Here is a 24,192-nt window from a genome sequence, read left to right as displayed (position 1 = left end):
CCGATTTTGAAACAGATGTTGTTGAGTGAATAAAGGGTGAAAAATCACCCTTTATTTGTTATGACATAATTTTATCTATTTTGTCAAAATTATCAAAGCGCGTAAAATCAATAAAATAGCTGTTTCCCAATTTAGATAGTTCATTTTTATATAATTGGCATTTTTCCTGATATTTTGCTTCATAGGCATCTTTTGCAGGTTCTGAATTCATACCAGCAGTTCGAGTTTCTTTATGCAATGTTACAATATCATTTATAAAACATTTATTATAAATTTCAAACGCTTTATCGGGATGCCCTAACATGATTTCCTTTTTAGCTGTTTCAAGAGAAGCGTCTGTACCATCAATTAAGTTCTTTTTTATCCTACTAACGTCATCTGTCATAATCCATACCTTGAAGAAAAGAACGATTTGTAGAATACCAAAGATGATAACTATCCATCCTGTAAAAGTGAGCATATCTTCCATAATTGTAGTTTTTAGTTAGACAATACGCAAAACTACCAAGAAATCTAATCACACCCTATTATTTCACGACAATTCTACCAATGTCGTGCATCTGCCATCTTAGAAATAGCAAAATAGGTTATCAATATCTACTTTCACAATTATTTTAGCACAATCGGCTAATTGTGTGTTTTTCGTTGATAAAAAACATCTATGAAAGCTTGTAACTGTGGTAAATTTATCAAGTAAAATAAGAAATATCAAACCTTTCGTCTATTGTCACGAATTTAATGAAAGAAAATTCTAATAAGGTTTGGATATACTGTAAATTTGAGTAGTAAATAATTAAAAATTAGAATAAAATGGGAAAGCTCGTATTTCGTGTGGCTTCGGATTGGCAAGAGGTCGTAAGATTAAGAACAGAGATAGAAAAGTTGAAACAAACGCTCCTTTCTATGGATTCAACTCAATCCCCTGATACATTTAAAAAGTTAAATGTTCAATTAGGGGAAAGTACTAAGAAAATGAATATCCTTATTTCTGATGCAGCCAAAGCTGGTGCAACTATGGAAAATGATTTCAAAAAAGGTATTTATGACGGTGAAAAAGCAGTTAATTCCCTATCCGAAGAAATCATCAAACAAAAAAACATCATACGTGAGACACAGAATGATGTTTCAATGCTTACTGAGAAATATAAGAAATTAGGAAAGTATGACCCTAAAAGACAATCTTTATCGGATGAATTAAACCGTGCAAAAGCAGCATTAGGAGAACAAAAATATGCTCTCGGTGAATTACAATCACAACAGGCTCTTGCGAGATTATCTACCAAAGCTCTAAAGGATGAATACGCTTTGTTCAAGGATGAAAGTAAGGCTGTTATTACTGTTAACGAAGGTGTAGGAGTTTCATTTAAGAAGATGCTTGCTACTATTGGCGGAATTGCTATGTTGAAACAAGTTGCTTCAAATGTTGTTTCAACTGCTGGAATGTTTCAGAAGTATGAATCTGTGCTAACCAATGCTTTAAATGGTAGTTCTGAAAAAGCGAAATCGTATCTGTCTGACATAAATAGCTTTGCTGCAAAGACAAATTTTCAACTAAATGAGCTGACGGATGACTTTATAAAGTTTGTCAATCGTGGTGTAACTCCTTCGATGGATGCCATGAAAAGAATGGGAGATTTCACAAATACCGTAGCTAAACCATTCGACCAGCTGACAGAAGCGATACTCGACATAAATAATCCTGAACGCTGGAAAGAATTTGGTGTTCGGGTTCAAACAGAAGGGAATAAGGTTAAACTCTCGTTCCGTGATATGACAGTTGAATGTGACCGAACGGTTGAATCTGTAATGAAAGCTGTTGAACAATTTGGCTCAATGAAAGGCGTTGAAGGCTCTACGGAAGCTATTGCAAAGACTATTGAGGGACAAATGTCTAATTTGGAAGATACGATAACAACGGCTTTGGCTGAAATAGGACTTGCTAATCAAGGTTTGATTTCAGGAAGTATATCTGCTGTCGATACTATCGTTAAGAATTACGACATTATAGGTAAGAGTGTATTGGCTCTTATCGAAATTTACGGTGTTTATCGAGCCGGGCTACTGATAAATACTATTGTTGAACAAGGTTCTGTAAAGTCTATATGGGCGAAGATTACAGCAACTAAATCTGCTACTGTTGCTCAAGCTGCATATAACAAGGTTCTCGCAATGAATCCCTATGTAGCAGTTGGCATGGCTGTTGTTTCACTCGGTGTTGCTGTATATACATTGGCAGAGCATACAACTTATGCTGAAAAGACGGCTCGTTCTGCTGCTGAGTCAATGGAGAAAATGAAAAATGCTTCTGAAAATCTAAAAAATAAGATAAATGAATTACTTAGTGTAATCAGAGACGAAACTTCTACTCAATACAAAAAGGCAGATGCTTATTTGAATCTTCAAAATATACTACCGGAAGTCTTCAAAAACATGGATATTGAGAAGATAAAACTAATGGATAAGCTTTCTTTATTGGAGAAAATAAACAAAGCATCCGATATGAGAGAAATGGTTGGGGCTAAAACAAATGTTGTCTTAGCTCAAAAAGAGGTTGATAAAATAAATGCTTTAATAGCCGCAGACTCTCAAAGAGGTACATACTCAGGACAATATGAAATTCAATTATCAGATGCAAAATCTAAACTTGAAGCAGCTAAAAAGGTGGTCGCTGATATTGAAAAGATACAGATAGAGGCTAACAAGCAAAAAGAAAAAGATGATAAGAAAAGTGTTGTTAAGAATAAGGAACATTGGACTAATCAGAAGAAAGAAGCTGAAGCCGCTTTAAACTCCATTGCATCCTCTCAAAAGAAATTAATGGATGCTGGTAACTTCAAAGGTATAGATGCTGCTGTTGTAAAGAGTTACAAGGATAATGTCAAGAAGCTGAAAGAAGCCGAAAAAGAATTAAAGGTTTATGACACTTCTTCCAGGCAAGAATCTGCTGCTGAAAAACTTCGCAAACAGCAAGAAGGCATTCGTTCCCAGAATGATAAAATCTCTGAAATAGAACGCAAACAGGCAATCCAGCGTAAAAGGCGGGCTGAAGATATGGAAATGGAAATCTCACAGTCTGAGATCGATGCCATGACTGAAGGAGCTGAGAAGAAGCGTATGCAGAGGGAATTGGATAACCGGAAAGAGATCCAATCACTGGAAAGACAAAAAGAAGATATGATCCAGGCTGTAATTCAAGCTGAGAAAGAGATTTTTGATGCTCAGGAAGAGTTGAAGGCTAAAGAAAATAATAATTACCAGAAAAAAACTTTTGATTCTTCTAAGGTGGATACAGGGAAGATTAGCTCTATCTGGGATACCATTATAGAAAATACGTCCAAAAAGCAACTTGATGATAAGATACGCGATCAAGAGGCGTCTTGGAACGAATATCTTATCAAGTTTGGCAACTATCAACAGAAAAGGCTGGCCATTATTGAGAAATATGATAAGGCCATAAAGGAGGCCGAAACGGCGGGTGATGCAGCTATCTTGATGAAAGAGAAAGCTAATGCACTTGATGATTTTGACAACTCCGTAAAGAATAGTACGACTTTAATGGGACAGCTTTTTGTTGACGCTTCCCAAAAGAGTGTGAACGAGATTCAGTCCATTATTGAAAAAGCCGAATTATTGATGCAATACCTCGCTGCCATTAAGGATGAACAGGGAAATGCTCAAATCGGTGGAAAGACAGTTTCAAAGAAGGATATTTTAGGTCTTGGGATAAGTGACAATACCCTTCAAAATTTAGAACTTTCAACCGAGCAAACAGAGGCACTAAGAAATGCTATTGGTCGTTTAAAAGAGGAATTGGGAGCAAAGAGTCCTTTTGCGCTTTTCAAAAAGCAAGTAAAAGAAGCGGCAGGTGAAATAGCGAAAGGAGGTCAGGAAAATATTGCTCGAGGGATTGCAGGGATCGGGAGTGCTGTTGTTCAATTTACTCCTGCTATATCTCAGTTTGGTCAGGATCTTGGTACAATATTTGGCAACGACGATCTTGGTAATAAAATAGCTGGTATTTCTGATGCGTTAGGTGGAGTTGGCCAAACAGCCATGGGAGTTGGCCAGATAATGTCTGGTGATATTGTAGGTGGTGCTATGAGTGCTGTTTCCGGTATTTCATCAGTTGTAAAGGCCTTGGATGGTTTGTTTGGCGCTGATTATTCCCGATACAATGAGATGAAGTCTCAATATGAAGCACTCAATTCCGTGTGGGACACTTTAATAGACAAGAAGAAAGAGTATATTAAAATATCCTATGGGGATGAAGCCTATAAAGTAGGGAAAGAGGCCGAAAGCCTGATAAAGCAACAAACCCAAAGATATTATGAACTTCTGAATGAATTAAGGCAAAGCGGCTCAAGTATTGGATCAAGTTCTTTAGGCAAACGAATAGAAAAAAGACTTAGTAAAAAGGATTGGGATAGGATATCCGGTGCTGTCGGTGAATCTGTCACGAATGCAGAGTCATTGCTTAATCTTTCTGCAGAACAACTAAAAGAAGTGCTTGCCGATCCTAAACTGGTATCTGTCCTTAATACTGTAAACGGTGACTTTGTAAAATACATACAGGATATTGTCAATGGCTCTGAGAAATTAGAGGATATACAGAACCAAGTAAAAGAACAGCTTACCCAAGTTTCATTTGATAGCGTATTTGACAACTTTGTCGATACCTTGATGGATATGGATAGTTCGGCAAAAGACTTTGCTAATAATTTTGAGAGGTATATGCAGAAGGCTATGCTTACTACTATGCTTGGTAATAAGTATAAAGCCGAACTACAAAAATGGTATGATGCTTTTGCTGCTGCTAACGATAATAAAACAGGTATTTCTGAGGAAAATTATAAAAAGTTGCAGGAGCAATGGAACGACATTGTTACCGACGCGGTTAAAGAGCGGGATAAATTGAAAGAGTTGCTTGGCTGGACATCCGAATCTTCCTCTCAGGATTCTACAAAAAGAGGATTTGAGGCCATGTCTCAAGATACTGGAGAAGAACTAAACGGACGTTTCACGGCTTTGCAGGCATCCAATGAGGAAATTAAGAATCAGAGCGTAGTCCAATCCCAAGCGCTCAATCTGCTGACGGCAAAGGCTGATACAATTCTTTCTGTGAATACAGAGGTAAGGAATATTGCGGATGACACGAGGAATTTAATTGCTAATTCTTATCTTGAACTGATGCAAATTTCGGAGAATACTGGAGCTATAGTGAAGCCTATTCAACAAATGCAGAAAGATATAGCAGAAGTTAAAAAGAATACCATAGGCTTAGCTCCCTAAAAGAAGAAGGCAGGAATTTTCCTGCCTTGCTTAGATTTCTTTGAAGGAAAGTTTTGTTATGATTGTTGTATCATTATCCTCGAAAAATATTTCTGTTTTATCCAATGAATACGACTTATTATTCCTATGGAACACAACATTGGGTTTAGTAAATTCGAGAATCTTCATATAACTGAAATCATGTTCAATTACTTCTCCTCCAAAATTAAGTTTTAAGATATGCTTTTCCTCCATATTATATAAATTTGAATTATGTGCAAATATAACAATAAAAATACAGTTTATGCCAGATTTACTTATAAACAATAAAGACGCATACGCCACATGGGGTGTGAGAATGGGAGAAAGTTTTCTTGATGTAATCGGAACGCCTGCTCCTATGAAAGAGTTCATCGAGAATAAATCCCGTTTGGAACATGGGAAGCGAGTGATAATAAATAACCCCAAAGTGGATGAACGGGAAATAACGCTTTCATTTACTATTGAGGGCAGTTCCCAATCTGATTATCAATCAAAGAAAAAAGCTTTCTTCGAGGAATTGTACAGAAGTGTAATTGATATTAAGATTCCAGCTAATAGTAACGAGGTCTACCATCTAATCTATCTTGGTAAAAGTGTTTCCTATGCGCAAAGTATAGACCGGACATTTGGTAAGATTTCAAGTAAATTTTCGGAGCCTAATCCAGCAAATAGAACTTAATTTGTGACCTTATTTCTGATGTCACAACAGTAAGCCCGAATTTTTAGGGCTTCTTTTTTTTATCTCCGACCTTTGATGTGTTATGGAACGATTAGACATCAAAGACATATCCGGCAACACCCTTATTGCAACCCTTCCCGATGAAGGTTGCAAGCGGAAGTTTATGTTTATGAAGGAAGACTACATCACGTTGAAGTTTTCCTTGGAGAATCCCATATACTTCAAACTTGGTTCATACGTTGAATGTGACTTCGGACTGTTTGAAGTGTGCGACATTCAAAGCTCCACATTCAACACCAATACCGCAGGTTATGACTATGAGTTGCGGTTGGACGCTTATTACTGGAAATGGAAAAACAAAATTTTCAAATACACCCCAGAGACAGCCGGACAGGAAGCGTCCTGGAACCTGACCGCTCCACTGGATGTTCAAGTTGGTATAGTCCTGAGAAATTTAAAAGCTCTTGGCTACACATACAAAGGACAGGATTTTGTTTTTTCCATTGACAGCACGGTTGAAAATAAAGCTCAGTTGATGTCTTACGACAACATCAACATTCTTGACGCTTGCTTTGAAATGGCGAAGAAATGGGATTGTGAGTGTTGGGTGACAGAGAATATCATTCACTTCGGGCGTTGTGAGTTCGGTGATCCTGTTAATTGGGAGATCGGTGTAAATGTAGAGGAAATGTCCCGTTCGGATTCACAATCGACTTACGCAACGAGAATCTATGCTTTCGGTTCTACAAGGAACATTCCTTCAAATTACCGCCCCGTTGATGAAACGGTGGTGGTGAATGGTGTGGTTCAGAAAAGATTAATGCTGCCCGAGGGTATTCCCTACATTGACGCATACCATAATATGACTACCGAGGAAGCCATCGAACAGATTGTTATCTTCGATGAGGTCTATCCACGGAGAGTTGGAACGATGTCGGACATTACCACTAAAGAGTACACCGAAACCATCGAGAATGCTGATGGAACGACTACCGAAAAGAAATGGAACGCCTACCGTTTCAAGGACACAGGTATCACTTTCTCAAAGGATTATGTTCTTCCTGGTGAGGAACTGAAAATTACCTTCCAATCGGGAAAATTAAACGGTATGATGTTCGCTGTCACCTTTGACCCCGATGGCAAGGATGAACAGCTTTGGGAGATTGTACGTAACGAGGACTACGGTAGACCCTTGCCCGATGGAGTACTCGCCCCTGTCAACGGGGATAAGTATGTATTATCGGGATGGGACAGCACAAAGATAACAGAGCTTGGATTAGTGTCTGTCGCAGAGCAGGAATTGAAGACCAAGGCCGAGAAGTGCGTTACCAAGTCCAAGATAGACCCGAATACCTACAACTGCAAGATGATGTCCGATGACGCATATCGTGAAGATGGTATTCATAACCTTTACGGCATGGGACAGAAGGTGAACCTTATCAACAAGGCCTACTTTGAGAACGGAAGACAATCACGTATCATAGGTTTCGAGTTCAACCTTGACTATCCTTTTGATTCACCTGAATATATCGTAGGTGAGACAGCCGCTTATTCCCGCATCGGAGAACTGGAAGAAAAGATAGACAGCGTAACGCTTGCTGGGCAGACTTATACCGGTGGGGTTGGCAACGGTGTGTATCTTATCAGAAGGAATGATTCTACACCCGCAACGGATAGTAATACATTCTCTGCCTTGCGGTTACTGGCCATGTTTCTTCGCAAGGATCAGGTCGACACTGCGAAAGAAATAATCACCTTCCTCAAAGGTCTCCTTATCGGCAAAAAAGGTCATGGCATCAGTGTCAGTGACAGTGGTGCGGTAACGGCCGTCTTTGACGAACTGAAGAATGTCTTCAGTATCGTGTCTCCCGATTTCGTGAGTGGAGATCTGGGTAACGGATACGTATTGAAATATGATCAGAAGACTGGACGGAGTTACCTTGAAGTGGATGATTTACTTGTTCGAAAAGTGGCTTATTTCATAGAACTTATCATCAAACAGCTTCGTCATGTAGGCGGTGAAATTATTCTTACCCCGGCAAGCATGGAATGTACGAAAGTAGAGGAACTTGCTGACGTGTACCGCTGTTACTTTAAGCAAAATGACGGGGAAAAGTCCATCCGGCAAGAGTTTGTGGCAGGCGATCAGGCATGTCGCAGAACATTCAATGTTCAGGAAGGTACGTCACATAATGTTTCCAATATCTATTACTGGAGACTGGTAACGGCTGTCGGTGATGATTACATAGACTTGAGTAAAGCGGACTGTGACATCGGCAGCATGGAACCGTCTGCCGGTGACGAAATCGTGCAGATCGGTAATCGAACCGACACGACACGTCAGAACGCGATCATCCTCTCCACTGTGGGCGATGATGCGCCTTCGATCAAGCAGTACAAGGGTATCAACGGGTACACGCTACGTAATAAAGAGGTAACCATCCTGTCGCCAACCCTTAACAAGTTTCTCGGTCAGTTTATCTCTGAGGTTACCGGCAAGAGCTATGATGATATGTTTTCCGACCTTAAGGCTGACTTTGACATCGTTAAGGATCAAGTGGACAGAGAGTTTACAATCTGGTTCTTTGAGTACGCACCGACTTTGAGCAACATCCCGGCGGTAGAATGGACCACAGACGCTTTAAAGGCTCTACACGAGCAGGATATATTTTACAACCGGGCTTCCGGACTGGCCTACCGTTTCGAAAAGAATGCGAACGGGGCGTATAGCTGGAACAGTATAACGGACCAGCAGACCGTCAAGGCGTTGGAAGATGCCGCCAAAGCCCAGGACACCGCAGACGGAAAACGTAGGGTATTCGTATCCCAACCGACGAACGAGAAAGCTTATGACATTGGCGATTTATGGGTGAACGCCACCTACTCGGGTAGCGGTGTAAACTATTCAAATGATACCTTGAGGTGCGTGACCGCCAAGGCAGTCGGAGCAGCGTTTTCAATTTCTCACTGGACCCCTGCCAGCAATGCTACAACCGCTTACATAAAAAACCTTGGCGACAGTATCCTGCTGACGGTCGGAGCGAACGATACGGAAGCAAAGCGTTTGATAAGTGTCGCCCAGAAAGCCGCTGACGCTGCCGGTGTTACCGCGAGTGCCGCAAAGGCAACCGGTGAGACAAATGCTACGGCTATCAAGCAAAACAGGGACAGCATCTCTGTGGTGGCAGGAAGGTTCAACTCTGACGGCACGTTGAAGAACACGTCCGGTCTGGTAACGGGGAACGGAACATTTGCCACGCTGTTCGCCAATGCGGTCGTTGACGGAAAGATAGTCAAGCAGGCTGACATCAGTACTTTCATCACGGCCGATCAGGCCGGTAATCTGATTTCCAACGCCTCAATCAGAGCCGATAAGGTGGTGTTTGAAGGAACTTCTGTAAAGATAGCGTCCAAATACCTGGATATAACCGGGGCTGTCACCTTCAACTCCTTCAACGCTGACCTGCAAGGTACCATCAACGGAAAAGCAACGACAGGCTATGTTGACACGGCAAAGACCGACGCGATAAACAGTGCCGCTTCCACAGCGCAATCAAAGGTGGATGCCCTGTCAAATACATTAGGAAGTTTGGCGTATAAGAGTGCGGTTGAGAAGGCCATGCTGGGCACTACGATCATCAATGGCGGGTATATACAGGCCTCCCTGATTAACTCTGACTGGATTACGGCAAAGCATTTGGCAGCCGTGGACGGTACCGTTGGCGGATTGAAAATACAAGGTAACGGATTAACCAATGAGGGCTTTAATAACGATGCTTATATTGTTTTCCGTAATGATATCAATAAGACATTCTCCGGTATAGGAGGCAATCTCCTGCCGGCTACACTTGGAGGAATTAGCGCTGTTGCAAGGTTTACAAATGATCGGGTTATAAATGATAACAGTACTACTAATATTGGGCTTTATGTGGGTGCGTCCGGTAGTAATTATGACAATATAGCGTTGACTGTTGTCAGTGGGCGCGTCGATATACCCGGTGTTTTAAAAGGTATGTGCTTTACTACTGTGAATAACGCATATTCGATTGTTTACAAATACGGGTATTGGGGTAAATGGAATATTTCTTATTCAAACAACAGTATTTTAATTACTCATAATCTGGGTCATACGAGGTATTATGTCGTTGGAAATGTGTATGGAGATAATGCCAGGTTGGTTAGCTTTCATAGTTTTACGGCTAACAGTTTTCGCGCGTCCATATTTGATACAGGAGGTAACAGAGAATCCGGCCCCGGTTTGGTTTTTGCGATCATAGGAGATAATAGATAATTAAACATAGGAGAAATATTATGAAAGTGAATTTTAATGTTCCCTTTAAAAATTACAAGGGTCAGGAGACAAAGGAAATCATTGCTGACAAGGTGTCCGAAGCGTTGTATGTGCTGGGCTCGGAATCGAAAGTCGGAAATGACAGGAAGTACAGTGCCTATAAGGTATGCAAGAGAATTAGCGAAAGCCCGTCCGAAGTGGAAATCTCCACCGAAGAGGCAACATTGGTAAAGGACGTATGCGCCGAATTTTTAGTAGCCGGCGGATATGGCCAGGTATGTGACTTAATTGAAGGAAAGGAATAATTATGGAAGTGAAGAATGTAAGTACATCCGCCACCAGCAAGGTGGGCGATGTAACAATCAAGTACACCATTACGGAAAAGAATGGTAAAAAGGAAGTGTCCGGCATGTGTGTGCGTGACGAAGAGACGGTCTGCTATATGAACTGGAAGAAAGACGGTGAGATGGGTATCTCTTTCAACAGTGACGCACTGACTTGGAAGGAGCAGAAGGCAGTAACTGAACAGATCTTGGCGGACATCGAACAATTAAACGCATAGGGTAATGGGTTATATCAAGTTTGTGCTCAGGCGTACCACGGATGATCATGGTAACACTACCAACGCCCGTATCTGCCGCATCGAAAGCGACTTACCGGGCACTGGTACGCTTGAAACGAACCTGATCATGCACGCACTCTCGGCCAAGGGCGGAAAGGTAGAAACAATCACGGTATTCACGTTGGATTACAGCGCACTGGACAGCGCTAATTATTTAGGGTAGATTATGGCAGTAAGCGAATTAAGAAAGACGTTCACGGCCGGCGACTCGTTGAAGGCGGCGGAACTGAACCAGATGGTCAGCAAGATCAACGAACTGGTGGACGGGGTGAACGACACCTCCGGGGAGGAGGACTTGCAGGAGAAGATCACGAAGATCAACCAGTCCATCACCGCATTCAAGCGTTCCTTGAGTCTGCTGGAAGATGAAATGGCGCGGAAGATCGACAATATCTTCATCGAGGGCACTGACCTGTATGCGGAAGCGAACGGTGAGATAGTCAGCGGTCCGCTTAACACGACCGGCGGTCAGGCTGTGGTACAGCGGTATGTGCGTGTGGTCAATGAAATGGACGGGAAGACACTTTCGGCCAGCAAGGACGAACCTTGTATCATCAAGTTTAAGTTCATCTCGCAGGAACGTTACTCGGCACTGGACCCTTACGAAAACACCAACGAGCGTGGCTTATGTGAGGTCTCGGTAAAGAACGGTGATGGGGACTATGTTGTTCAGAAGCAAATGTATATCAACTCCACCGGTGTTACTTCCGTTGACGTGACCGAGTTTCTCACATCGGGTGCTAATAACGTCATGGTAAAAGTGACCGGGGAAGTGACCGAAGTCACCACCCCCGCGTTCGTATGGACCGTGACCCTGACCTCGTTGACTATCAACGCGAGCAACTTCCGGTGGTGGACCGCCTATACCGGGGCAATCACCTTGCCGCTATATATAGGGGGCAATGTGAACAAAGTATTGCACGTGACGGTAGTTGGCAGCGGGTACAATCGTGAGTATGACGAGAATATCGGTACCCAAATCTATACCGAAACCGCTTATAACTATTCCATCCCCCATCCGGGAAAGACGGGTGTTTTCAAGGTTACCGCATACGTCAGCACCGTCGATGGTAGCGTGGCTACCAAAGTCGTATCCTTTAATGTGATGTGTGCCGTTACCGGTGAAGCGGTCAAGATGATTGCCATCAACAACGTTACGTCCAAGGCGATAAACTGGACTGAGAATGCCCTGTTTGATTACTCGATCTACAACGGTGACGAAGTTAATACCTCCGCCGAATTTATCGTGAACAAGGACGGTAAACAGGTGTACTCCTCCGATGAAGACAATATCACCACGCAAGCCAAACATACTTTTTCCATTCCGATGGAAATCGACACTTTGGACAATTCGGAGTTTAACATCGAGGTGTCCGTGATGGACGGTTACAGCCAACTGGGCAGTACGGTAGTCATTCCGGTGGACAACTCGTTGGGTTATTCCGCCGTTGCCGGCGCGGTTTTCTATATGAATCCGAAGACCCGAAGCAACGGGCAGTCCAACCGGCAGTCTGTCATCAACGAGATAACCGGTACGGCTATCCCCTGTACATGGGAAGGCATGAACTGGGGCAATGATGCCTGGACAGCGGACAGCGCCGGCAACAAGGTTCTTCGTATCATGGCGGGCGGTTTGCTGACGGTGGATTACAAACCATTTGAAAAGGAAGCGGCCCGTAAAGGCAAGACAATAGAGGTGGACTATCTGATTTCAAATGTCACTGATTACACGGAGCCGCTTATCACCATGTCCGTTCCGAACGGTGACAACTTTATCGGTTTGAACGTCTATGCGGACGAAATCATCATGCACTCTCAAGTGCATCGCAATGATGAAGTACAGAGTTTGCATACCTTTGAGGAGAAGCGTACCAAGCTCACATTGACAATCATTCCGGACGCTTACGGGAATCAGGATTTCAACTTGTGCGTCCTGTATATCAATGGCGTTAAGAACCGGGAGTTCACGTATGAGAACAACGATTACTTCGCGCAGGACGGGAAGATAACCATCGGCTCGGACTATGCCGATGTGGACGTGTACGGTATCCGCATCTATGACAGCGGTCTGACCTCTGCCGGTGTACTTACAAACTACATCAACTGGCTGGTGGAGCGTGCCGACAAGGCGATCGCCAAAGCCTACAATGACATCCTTGACTCCAACGGTTCGGAAATCGACTTTGCCAACACCGTAGACCAGATGAATGTGATGGTGTATGACAACACCATCCCGTCCATGTCCGACCAGACTCAGCGGTTAGGCACGCTGGAAGTACTCTGGTACGAGCACCCTGAATGGAACGTATCTATCGATAACGTTACGGCCAAGGGGCAAGGTACTTCATCGATGAAGTATTGGATATGGAACACCCGTTACCAGCTCGACAAGAAGCTGTCTGTCATCACTTATGCGGACGGTACAACTTCCGCTGCCGGGGCGAAGTGGGCGATGACACCCCATCTTCCTGCCGGGCGAAAATTTACAGCTAAGAAAAACTTCGCGTCCAGCATGCAGTCTCACAAGATCGGTGCGGTCAATTCCTATACCGACCTTATCCGTGAGGTTGGCATCCTGAACGAAGCCATGCAAGCCGACGGGAAAGTGCGTGTCTCAGTTTGGGAAGCTCCTTTTGTATGTTTTGAAAAACAGATCAACGAGGAAGGTGAAACGCTATACGTTTTCCGCGGACTGTACACATTCGGTCCTGATAAGGGGGATGCCGATACGTTCGGGTATGATACGGATACTTATCCTGACCTGTTGAGCATTGAAGGTTCTGACAACTCACCGCTGCTCACCCTGTTCCGTGTCCCCTGGAATCCGGCACGGGGATTGATAGCCTACAATGAAGACGAAGAGGCGTATCAGTACAACGGGCAGAACTGTTTCGATTTGGGTGAAGGCGATGTGGAGAATATATCCAAGTTCATCCCGGCATACAATTGCGTCTACCAGTGCTCTCCACGGTTGAAGCCGTTCATCGGTACGTTGACCGAACTGAACGGACAGGTCTCCGCCTACAAGAACGAACCCTACGAGTTCTGGATAGCGAAAGCCGGGGATGTGAACCAATATAATGTTTACTATTACGAGTCTTCCGTCGGTCAGTTCATAGCTTCCGATATCGGGAACGGTACCATAAACTTGAAAACGCAACTGTCCGGTTACATGGATACCGGAAACCTGTCCGCATTTACGGCAGACCAGTTGAATGAACTGTTTATCAATTCCCGTATAGCGAAGTTCAGAAATGACGCTCCGCAATACTGGGAAATCAATGATTGTCTGTTCTTCATGAACAACGTCGAGTTCAATGCCGGTACCGATGAACGTGCCAAAAATACCTATCCCTACAGCTTCGGAACGGATACCAGCCGATGGCGTTGGCGTGTGGATGATGCCGACACCCGTTTCGACACCACCAACCGCGGATTGCCTGATAAGTCATACAGCGTCGAGGTACATGACAAGGACGAAACAGGGGCGGCTATCTGGAACGGTGAGACAAATAACTTCTTTAACCTGATGGAACTGGCTTTCCCGGACGAGAAAATTGCTTCTATGCGAAGTTCCATGACAGCCATGCAGACGTTGGGAGGGTTGAAGTCCGGTAACGACTTACAGAAACTGTACGCTTTCTACCAGAAGTATTACTTTGATGTAGCGCAGGAATACTTCCCTCAGAACGCCTATAACGCAGATGCGAAGTATTGCTACGAAAACGGTAAGATAGCTTACAATGACGGGCGGTACACGAACGATACCGATCCTATCACGCAATCACTGGGAGATCACTATCTTGCCGAACAGCGGTGGATAACAAAGAGGATACTGTACATGATGTCGAAGTATAGTTTCGGCCTGTTCAGTGCCAATGGAACGGATACCATCGTAGTACGTGCAGCCGGGAACTCGATCGGTTATGACATCACTCCGGCCATGGATATGTACCCTGCCATTGCCAACGGTACGAGCATCATCCGTGGGACACGGACGAAAGCCGGTGAGGTCTGCCACATGGAAATCGAATTGGGAGGTACGGGTGACCAGCAGAACGCCATTCAGGCGGCAAGCTACCTGCAGGATATCGGGGACTGGCACGACAAGAACGTCACCGGTTCCATGATCGTACAGGGTAAGATGCTACGCGAGATCCGGCTTGGGCATAAGACTGCCGGCATTGTGATTTCCATTTCGTCGCTTACGCTTTCCAACTGTGTCAGCTTGCAGAAGCTTGTGCTCTCACGCATATCCACATTGGCGGGTACGCTGAATCTTACCGCCTGCAGCCACCTGAAGGAGGTGTACATCGACGGGACTTCCATCACCCAGCTTCGTCTTCCGACAGGCGGCGGATTGGAGCTGGTGGAATTTAACGCCTTGTCCCGTTACCTCGTGTTGAAGAACTACCCGCTTATGAAGAACAGTGGTGTCTTGATAGATGAATGCGCAGCCGTAATCACTGACTTTTTCATTTCAGACTGCCCGCTTATGCAGCCTATCAAGCTCCTGACACAGATCATGGACGCACAGCAGGAACAAGGCGCCGGACATTCGTTGAAGCGTGTCCGTGCCGTCGGTTTTGATGAAACGTATAACACTTCCGACATGCTGGATAAGCTGGCCGCTTTGGCGGATGGCTCGTATGTAGGTCTTGACAGCGAAGGTGTGGCCGGTGAGGATGAATACCCGGTGCTGGACGGTACTCTGAATGTGTATGCGAATGCGTACGAGGATTCGATTCAGGCCCTGAGGGGGACTTTTAAAAGGTTGGAGTTGAATGTGATCGGTAAGTATTTTATCCGTTTTACCGATAAGATAGTTGCTCAAAGAGTCTTTGAGCTATGGGATGCCAACGGTGACGGTGGAATAACCCGGGATGAAGCCGACTTGATTACATCGATACCAAGATACTTTTTGTCAGGTGATAAAAATGAAAATTATAAGAATATCACTTCCTTGGTCGGGTTTGAGAGTCTGAGTAATTGTACGGAGATCGGATATGGGGCTTTTGAGAATACTAATTTGGAAACAGCTGTCTTTCCCCCTAATCTTAAACAGATCCACCAACGTGCATTTACGGGAACTAAGATCAGGAAAGCGAATCTTCCGGATTCCTGTACATTCTTATCTTCCGGAGGAGGGAGTGATTATATGCCTTTTTATAATTGTTCCGAGCTTGAGGAGTTTACGATGAAAGACTTTATCATACCTCCCAAAAGGCACTATAACGTTAATAAAGGGTTTTCCGATTGTCCGAAACTGAAAAGATTCAGATGCAACTCTTTTGAATATGGGAATGATTCGATTGCGACATCCTTTATCTTACCCCCTTTCTCAAACTGCGTGTCGTTGGAAGAGTGTGATTTCGGTGAGCTGAAAGGTTATGTTGACTCCATGTCGTATGGAATGTTTGAGAATACCCCGATAGCGGCTTCATGTGTTCCCGTAAATATAATAAAGACCTCCTCTGAGTCTTACGCCTACTGTACAAAATTAAGAGTCGTTGTGTTTGAGGGGAATCTTGATGTTTTAGGGCTGCGTATGTTTAACGGATGCAATTCCGTGACGGTCATTTTTAAATCCATGACTCCACCGACTACCCTGGAGTATGGAGGGCTATCTAATGTAGTCGCAATATATGTTCCCGATACAGCTGTGAGCGCATATAAATCCAGTGTAATATCTGGCTATGCTTCTATTATTTTCCCGTTATCCGAATATAACGGATACATGCCTACCAAACTGTATGAAATATGAAATAACAATATTATAAATAAATGGATAGATGAATGAAATTTTGAATTTTGTGTCTGCGTTAGACTTTTCAAATCTTTACCGGCATGCTTGTGTGACTCTTCTATGCTGGTTACTTATGTTTTTGTCCACGCTTATAGACATGTGGGATGGTATTCAGACTGCAAAGGCGCTGAAAGAGCCTATACAGAGCAAGGGGCTTAGAAAGACTGTGGCCAAGGCCGGTGACTACTGGCGCTTGATGCTGTTTGGATTGATGTTTGATACACTGGGATTGATGTTTGCATGGTATGTTTTGCCATACATTACTTTGCTGATCACTGCCGGTGTGCTCTATATCGAGTTCCGCAGTTTGATAGAACATAACAGACGGAAACGCAGTCATGCTGCGGAGCTTCCCAGTGTAATAGCTAATATCATCAAATGTGCATCGGAGAAAGATGCGTTGGAGTTAATCAATAAAATAAAGGAGGTACAGAAATGAAAACAATTGATTCAATCATTATTCACTGTTCGGCCACACGTGCCGGACAGGATCTGCGTGCAAAAGACATTGACCGGATACATAAACAGAGAGGTTTTAACCAGATCGGGTACAATTTTGTAATAGACCTTGACGGGACTGTCGAGAATGGACGACCGCTTTCCATTGACGGAGCACATTGTAACATGAAAGGATTCTCAGATTTTTCGTATAACAAACACAGCATTGGTATTTGTTATATTGGTGGTCTGGATGCCAACGGGAAACCAGCTGATACCCGGACTGACTGGCAGAAAGTATCACTTCGTAACCTGGTTGCAAAGCTTTGTAAAGAGTATCCTATCATCGAAGTGCTCGGACACCGGGATACATCGCCTGACCTGAATGATGACGGTGAGGTAGAACCGTTTGAGTATATCAAGGTTTGCCCATGCTTTGATGTGCGGAAGGAGTTCTCTAATTTTATGAAACCTGTAATCATACGTCCATGAAATATTTGCCTTACATTATCATAATTGTTCTTATCCTGTTTATCGTGTTCCGTCCGGCAAGGGTGGAACATGTATCGGGTGAAGTAGTCAGAGATACGGTGACCGTGATTGATACGGTTCGTGATACAGTTCCAAAACCGTATCGGGTTGAGGTTGTGCGAATGGATACTTTCTATTTACCTATTTTTGTAGGTGATTCGTTGGAAGTAGATTCTGTTCCTGTTGTACTTCCCATCGAGAAGAAGGAATACAAAACAAATGAATACCGGGCTGTAATTAGTGGTTTCCATCCTAATCTTGATTTCATTGAGACGTATATTAAATCTCAGATCGTAACGGTTACTTCGATTAACAGGAGACGCAAGCGGTTCGGGCTGGGTGTGCAGGCAGGATACGGTTTTTCTGGGAATAAGGCAAGTCCCTATATCGGAGTTGGGGTGAGTTGTAATTTGTGGGAGTGGTAAATGATATTTTCTTTTCATTTGCAGTTTTTTTATTGAGTAGTTGATTTCTTCTTACAATGATTATTAAATGAAAAGTTGGTTGATTCAAATTTGAATTATATATTTGCGCCGTTAAATAACTTAAAACATTTAATTGATATTTTATGAGAATAAAATCTAAAAAAGATATCTTAGTTGAACAAATTGAAGAAACTCTTTCAAAAATCGAGAGAAGAGGAATTCCTATAACTAAAACATACCAAGTAGAGATGAGAGGGCGTACTGAAACGGTTTATGTAAGGAGTAGGATACAGGAATTGTATGAACAAATAAAATCTTTAAATGACTCAGATAATATTTCTTTATTGTCTGAAGAGTTTTGTTGCATTTTAAGTGCTTTAGAGGGGATAGATTCTTTTAGGGAACTCGCTTGGAGAGTAAAAAATAATTTTAGATAGAGTCGGTTGAAAGCAAGTAGATGAGCACGTAGAAGCTAACATTGTTATTTAACAGAATGTGTAAGGCTCTGGATCGAAAGGTTCGGAGCCTTACACATTCAGGACATGTTCTGTAACATCCCTCTTTATAATATATCTTATTCATTATTTTCCTATCTTTATCCATCACTTTAAATCTATGGGGTATGGCAGAATATGGTAGAGAACAAAGGAATCAGTTGAGTAGGGCGATTACTAATAGTGAGGTAGGAAGTAGGCAGTTGAAAGGATTTGTGGATAATAGACCTCAAGCTGTTAATCAAACAAAACTTATTGATTCAATTCAAAAGAAGCCGAATAATACTGGCCTCCCCGACAACTTAAAATTAGGCATTGAGAATCTATCTGGTTACAGTATGGATGATGTAAGGGTGCATTATAATTCTGATAAACCAGCACAGCTAAGTGCATTGGCTTATGCACAAGGGACGGATATTCATGTAGCGCCCGGACAAGAAAGCCATCTTCCTCATGAGGCTTGGCATGTGGTGCAGCAAAAACAGGGACGTGTACAGCCTACTGTACAATTGCAAGGAATAAATGTGAATGACAATGAAGGGTTGGAGAGAGAGGCAGATGTAATGGGGAATATTTTGTATTCTAATCATCAGATGATCAAGTCAAGATATTCGAACGAAAAAGAAAATGGTGGTGTTAGCCAAAGATGTATACAAAAAAAGGATAATTATCATTCTGAGGAAAATACTCCTAAGGAGTCTACAAAGTTAGAAGTAATATTGCTAATGATAAAAGATATTGCCAATAAAGGATTGAAAGCGGGAGTCCCGGAAGCCCCAACTATTTTATCATTTATTGCTGATTTTGAAAACATATTGAATTCAAGAGATGCGAGTACAGAAGTCTATATAGAAAAAATATTAATAGATGAGTTGGAAAAAAATGAAGTGGATATTTCTAATTTATCTAATTTGGAAATTAATGAGAATGATACAGACGAAGAACCAATTCAAGGATTTTGGCTTGAAACTTTATGGTGCGTTATGGGTATACCATTGGCTTTTGTGGCAGCAGCGTTATCTTCGCCGTTACTTGCTATTTTATTAGCCTTGAAGCATTGCATAGGATATAAATTGCAGAATCTTCCGAATCCTCCAGTAGGAATAAATCAACCTCTTACAGTTCCTCTTATTCATAAAGCTGGATTTACTCTGATTTTGCAAGGTATGCCTTTCGTACAAGATCTTTATAATGGAAATATACAAAATAATATGAATCAGAATCCTCCTGTAGCTCCCATTCCTGCAGGTCAGTGGCACAACGGCGGGAATCTTCAAAATACTATAATACAGATTGATGACGGTAATATTGCTACAAGAGATCGATCTGAGATAATAAACAACAGATTTAACATGAAAGTAGCAAAAGCAGATAGCTTCATAAAACAAGCAGTGCATATAATGTTGTTAAGTAATATCAATAGACCTGCAATTAATGTACATTTACGGAATAAGCAGACTGCATATAGACCTTGGGGATTTAGGGCAGAATATAATAATACTGGTGTTCATGTGGCACAGGATACAGACACAGAAACAATTGTTCATGAGGTAGGACACCATATAGAAAATTCAGATAGAGCATTAGGACCGGGAAGCCCAATGTTAGATATGGATGCATTATTGCACTTAAGAAATAATGGGAATGGAATTGCAAAATATATTTATCCTCAATCTTTTGAAGAACAGCGTTACTCTGGTGATTATCCAGCTACCGGTAAATATACTTCCAAATATTATCTGGGTGGATCTACAGAAGTTATGTCTATGAGCTTGGAATATCTTTCACATCCTCAGAAATTCAGAGTGTTAATAGAACAGGATCCACAACAAGCCGCTATAATTTTGAGAATAATTCAACCTATACAGTTTAACGCACTAAATCTAAATCCAGCAGGTATTGACTATGGACAATATTTACCATAATCCCCTTTGTTGATATGGTTGTATCTGTTCACATCTATTTTTTACTTGAGGGGACTTCCGAATTTGTATGTTGATATAGACATTATTTTAAACTGATGAGAATGTAAACTTCTAACCAAGAGGTATTTGGCTATAACCGTACTCACTTGGTGGGAAATTAGCCATCAAGAAAGTAGGCTGGTTGATATATCAATCTTATATAATACGATCTTTTTCATGGTCTGTTTTGTTAGTGGGGTGGGATAACAATCAAGTCTAAGATTTGATTAACCAGATTAGAAACTTTATCTTTGTTCCAAACTAAAAGCATGGAAGATTATAAGTTTGCTTTAAAATAGTTATTTGTTTTACAAATGTTTTATTGAATATTGTTTTGTGATGTTAATTACTTGATAATTAAATAGGTATATTGTATGATTAGTTACTTCAATGTAATGGGGCTTCCCATTCAGAAGTTATACCGGGAATTGAAACGACTATAGAGAGGGTGAGATTCGTATTCACGACAGAGTTGCATTAGTCTCAAAGAGAAGATTTATTCTCTTAAGAGTTTAAAACAAAAAGATCAAAGATTCTGTGGGATTTAGTGTAGCTCTGTCATGAATTATGCCTCCCATGCAGGTCGTGTTTCGTATTGTGGCTTCCTCCGTGAAAGGAGAAGAGTGCCATACGAAATTATTGCTTTGAGAGGGAGTCAGGATGCTAACCTGAGTTATATCATATCACTGTCGTGAGAGTGGCTTATTTGTTTTCTGTATTCTCTTTCTCCATTTCGATGTTGATAATCGTGTTGTCCCATTTGTTCATCTTTTGTGTGCCCAGGTCGACTAAGAAGCCGGGCCAGAATAAAATATTCCATAGGCAGGCATTGTTGAAAGTAGATTCCAGGACAAAGGGAGTGGTTTGGTAGCCTTCCTTTTTGGCCAATAGCTGTTTGTCTTCTCTTTTCTTTTTGATCTGTACGGTGACACTGTTGTCTTCTTTGATTTCCGCTATTTTCTGTTTGCTCGATGCCTCGTAGATTTTAGTTCCATTCATTCCCGTAAAGGTGATGTCTTGTTTGGAACTGCTGAATAGTGTACAGCAAGATGAACATGAAATGCAGATGGATACTAATAATAAAATCTTTTTCATAAATTAAGTTTTTGATGTTATATAATTATTTTCTCTGATATATTTATCTGTTTTGTGTAAAAGACGTTTTGGGGGTGTTTGATGTTGCTATGGGGTTGTCTTCATTGCCGGCAGGTGTCGAATCTTGGTAAATAACTTTCAGCAGGCGTGCCCCCAGCAGAGGACGATAATGACCGGGATCATAGTAATGATGTATATCGGCTGTATATTCATTAGTTCCCGTGAAATCCCATACGGCAGAAGCACCCAGTATCTCCTTCATTCTTTTGATGTCTTCCCGGTTCGTTTTTTTCTGAAAATAATCCGGGCCGATGATGAATTTCAGGTTTGTATGATGCTTATCACAAATTTTTTTAATGGCACGAAGTACTTGAATCTGGCTGACAGACACAGCCGGCAGTTCTTCTTTGCCTGCATCCGTTCGTTTTTTGAATTCTTTTTCATGATGGGTCCAGTACAATTCGCCATCCTGTCCGATCTCTTTTTCTCTGGGATTGATAAAGTTGTTCGTGTAAGGTTCCCGAATGGGATCTCCCGGATTTATGACCCCTTTCATATAAGGAGCATACTTATGTCCGATCAGGTAGCCTATGTAAGGAATCGTTTTGTCAGGATAGAGGAATTCCTGCAAGAATCTCAGATGGAATCCCAACTGGCTGATACCGGCTGCCTCAGCCAAAAACAGATGGTCGTTGCCCGACAGGGGCTTACTTCTGTCCAGTGCTTTTTTATCCAAAACGACTAATACATTTTTCAGAGGGGCACCTACGGAATCGAGTGCTTGAAGCTTCTGGCGCACACCGCCCAGGCTTTCCCAGTTGTCATAAAAGCGCACGGCATGATCGTCCTTATCCAAATACTTTTCCCATTCTCCTGTCAGGAATGCCATGGTACAGGAGTTGCCGAGTATAAACGAGTTATAGGCTATCGAATCACGATTCTGTAGATAATTCTGCCATCCCACATGCGCTTCGTTGAGCAGCACGGGAGAGTTATCGAATCGTTTGTAGGAGTGCAGCACCATATAAGGGTCGAAAATGAAATAGATGGCCACTATCGGGAAAAGCGGTAATGCCAATAACAGGAGTTTCAGGCAGAAACGTGTTTTGGGAGAGATTTTCGGTGAATGTAGCATAGGTGTAATTGGTTTCGGTTAAAATTGTAAATAGATAAAAGTTTCCGTATCGAACTTACCTAACATCAGCAGGGCGAATACCAGCAGATAGTAAACACTCCACCGTAGCCATGCGGGCTGGCGTTCGAGTGTTTCCATCAGGTTATATTTAGATGCATAATATTCATAGATCAATACCAGTAACAGGGCCGAACCTGCTACAATGCAATTGTGGTCGCGTATGCCGATGTTCATTTCCTTCCAGGAAGAATGTACTTCGAACGAGATGTTCCGTAAAAAATACCAGGCATCGCTCAATGATTGTACACGGAAGAAAATAAGTGAGAGCGCAAACAACAGATAGGTACGGATTATCAACAGGCTGTCGGATGCATATTTTCCGATATATTGGGGCAACTTATTGCGAAAAGCAGAGGTTTTCATTTCCCAGCAGATCAATATGCCCTGAATCAGTCCGTATATGGCGAAGGTTAATCCGGAGCCATGCCATAATCCCAATGCCAGAAAGGTGATGATAAGGCTGAAGTAGACTCCCCACTGTCCCCAGTTACGGGTACCGGCGGTTAACGGCACATAGAGATAATCGCGTACCCAAAAAGAGAGTGACATGTGCCAACGGCGCCAGAAATCGGCGGTGGAACGTGCGGCAAACGGACGGTTGAAGTTTGGCGATAGCTTGATGCCGAACAGGTAGGCTCCTCCGATGGCGATGTCCGTATAGCCGGAGAAATCGGCATATAGTTCGATAGGATAGAGCAGGCAGGTCATCAGTAGTTGGACACCCGAAAGGTCATGGATCGAATGAAACATGATATCCGTCTGCGGGGCTATCTGATTGGCTATAAGCAGTTTCTTTATCAGTCCCAGCAAAATATATTTCAGTCCGGTCACTGCGTTCGAGTAGATGAACGGGCGAGGATCTTTCAGTTGTGGCAACAAGTCTCCACCCCGTTCGATGGGGCCGGAGAGGAATTTCATGAAGAAAAGCATATAGATCAGGAAATCTACCCAGTTTTTTTCGGCACGTTGCTCCTGCCAGTACACATCTGTCAGATAACCGATGGCCTGGAATGTGTAGAATGACATTCCAAGTGGAAAGATGATGTTATCTATCACTGTGCCATGGAGTAGGAGCCATCCGCCTATCAGACCGATGATTCCTGCGATATAGATTACTTTGGTCTTTTTCCCGGATTTCGCCCTGTTTTCCATCCATTGTGCCCAGAAGAAGGTGAACAGTGCCACCACTACTGCCGTCAACAGGAATGGCAGATAATACCATCCGATGAAGATGCAACTGGCTGCCAGTATTATGAAGTTGCGGGCACGTCCTTTGACTGCATAGTAGAGAAAGAAACAGAGAGTAATCAGAGCCAGGAAACTAAAGGAGAGAAACTGCATG

Annotated in this window: 16 protein-coding genes; 12 read left to right on the top strand and 4 right to left on the bottom strand. The window is 42.6% G+C overall.

Going from position 1 to position 24,192, the window contains the following annotated elements; genetic code table 11:
• Positions 1-58: 58 nt before the first annotated feature.
• Entirely contained in the window at positions 59-469 is a 411-nt protein-coding gene (locus FDF36_RS06100; RefSeq protein ID WP_220390721.1) for a hypothetical protein, read from the bottom strand.
• A gap of 341 nt (positions 470-810) precedes the next feature.
• Here FDF36_RS06100 and FDF36_RS21170 point away from each other — a divergent pair, with 341 nt between their 5' ends.
• The 12 genes from FDF36_RS21170 to FDF36_RS21160 all read left to right on the top strand — a co-directional run bounded on the left by FDF36_RS21170 (position 811) and on the right by FDF36_RS21160 (position 20,521).
• Positions 811-5,289 (top strand): coiled-coil domain-containing protein, encoded by a 4,479-nt coding sequence (locus tag FDF36_RS21170; RefSeq protein WP_259281378.1) that lies wholly within the window; start codon positions 811-813, stop codon positions 5,287-5,289.
• A 283-nt stretch (positions 5,290-5,572) separates the two neighbouring features.
• The gene (locus FDF36_RS06090; RefSeq protein ID WP_044300066.1) at positions 5,573-5,989 is read left to right on the top strand and encodes a hypothetical protein; all 417 of its coding nucleotides are present in this window, start codon (positions 5,573-5,575) and stop codon (positions 5,987-5,989) included.
• 82 nt (positions 5,990-6,071) lie between these two features.
• Positions 6,072-10,280, top strand: a complete 4,209-nt coding sequence (locus FDF36_RS21165; RefSeq protein ID WP_259281377.1) for an autotransporter outer membrane beta-barrel domain-containing protein — start codon at positions 6,072-6,074, stop codon at positions 10,278-10,280.
• Between the two features lie 20 nt (positions 10,281-10,300).
• A complete protein-coding gene (locus tag FDF36_RS06080) occupies positions 10,301-10,585 on the top strand; it encodes a hypothetical protein (RefSeq protein ID WP_220390720.1) in 285 nt (94 codons plus the stop codon).
• Between the two features lie 2 nt (positions 10,586-10,587).
• On the top strand, positions 10,588-10,842 hold the full coding sequence (locus FDF36_RS06075; protein ID WP_220390719.1) for a hypothetical protein: 255 nt from the start codon (positions 10,588-10,590) through the stop codon (positions 10,840-10,842).
• A gap of 4 nt (positions 10,843-10,846) precedes the next feature.
• Positions 10,847-11,065, top strand: coding sequence for a hypothetical protein (locus FDF36_RS06070; protein ID WP_032544098.1), 219 nt, complete (start codon positions 10,847-10,849; stop codon positions 11,063-11,065).
• A 3-nt stretch (positions 11,066-11,068) separates the two neighbouring features.
• Complete coding sequence (locus tag FDF36_RS06065; protein WP_220390718.1) at positions 11,069-16,666, top strand: leucine-rich repeat protein; 5,598 nt, start codon at positions 11,069-11,071, stop codon at positions 16,664-16,666.
• 28 nt (positions 16,667-16,694) lie between these two features.
• A complete protein-coding gene (locus tag FDF36_RS06060) occupies positions 16,695-17,147 on the top strand; it encodes a phage holin family protein (protein ID WP_022012070.1) in 453 nt (150 codons plus the stop codon).
• Positions 17,144-17,638, top strand: coding sequence for an N-acetylmuramoyl-L-alanine amidase (locus FDF36_RS06055; protein ID WP_220390717.1), 495 nt, complete (start codon positions 17,144-17,146; stop codon positions 17,636-17,638). The genes FDF36_RS06060 and FDF36_RS06055 overlap by 4 nt, the downstream gene beginning before the upstream one ends.
• Entirely contained in the window at positions 17,635-18,102 is a 468-nt protein-coding gene (locus FDF36_RS06050; protein WP_220390716.1) for a DUF6808 domain-containing protein, read from the top strand. The genes FDF36_RS06055 and FDF36_RS06050 overlap by 4 nt, the downstream gene beginning before the upstream one ends.
• A gap of 143 nt (positions 18,103-18,245) precedes the next feature.
• The gene (locus FDF36_RS06045; RefSeq protein WP_220390715.1) at positions 18,246-18,539 is read left to right on the top strand and encodes a hypothetical protein; all 294 of its coding nucleotides are present in this window, start codon (positions 18,246-18,248) and stop codon (positions 18,537-18,539) included.
• Positions 18,540-18,724: 185 nt separating this feature from the next.
• Entirely contained in the window at positions 18,725-20,521 is a 1,797-nt protein-coding gene (locus FDF36_RS21160) for an eCIS core domain-containing protein (protein WP_259281376.1), read from the top strand.
• A gap of 741 nt (positions 20,522-21,262) precedes the next feature.
• On the opposite strand, the gene FDF36_RS06035 is transcribed toward FDF36_RS21160, so the two are convergent.
• From FDF36_RS06035 to FDF36_RS06025, 3 genes are read right to left on the bottom strand one after another with little or no spacing between them, the layout of a single operon-like run.
• Positions 21,263-21,655 carry a hypothetical protein gene (locus FDF36_RS06035; protein ID WP_220390714.1) on the bottom strand — a complete coding sequence of 131 codons (393 nt, stop codon included), beginning with the start codon at positions 21,653-21,655 and terminating at the stop codon, positions 21,263-21,265.
• A 43-nt stretch (positions 21,656-21,698) separates the two neighbouring features.
• On the bottom strand, positions 21,699-22,790 hold the full coding sequence (locus tag FDF36_RS06030) for a hypothetical protein (protein WP_220390713.1): 1,092 nt from the start codon (positions 22,788-22,790) through the stop codon (positions 21,699-21,701).
• 18 nt (positions 22,791-22,808) lie between these two features.
• Complete coding sequence (locus FDF36_RS06025; RefSeq protein ID WP_220390712.1) at positions 22,809-24,191, bottom strand: MBOAT family O-acyltransferase; 1,383 nt, start codon at positions 24,189-24,191, stop codon at positions 22,809-22,811.
• Position 24,192: the final 1 nt, after the last annotated feature.

Source organism: Bacteroides fragilis, assembly GCF_019583405.1.
In the GTDB taxonomy this organism is placed as follows: Bacteria; Bacteroidota; Bacteroidia; order Bacteroidales; family Bacteroidaceae; genus Bacteroides; species Bacteroides fragilis_B.
Note: the sequence above shows the minus strand (reverse complement) of the source record. Positions and strands in the feature narration are given on the sequence as shown.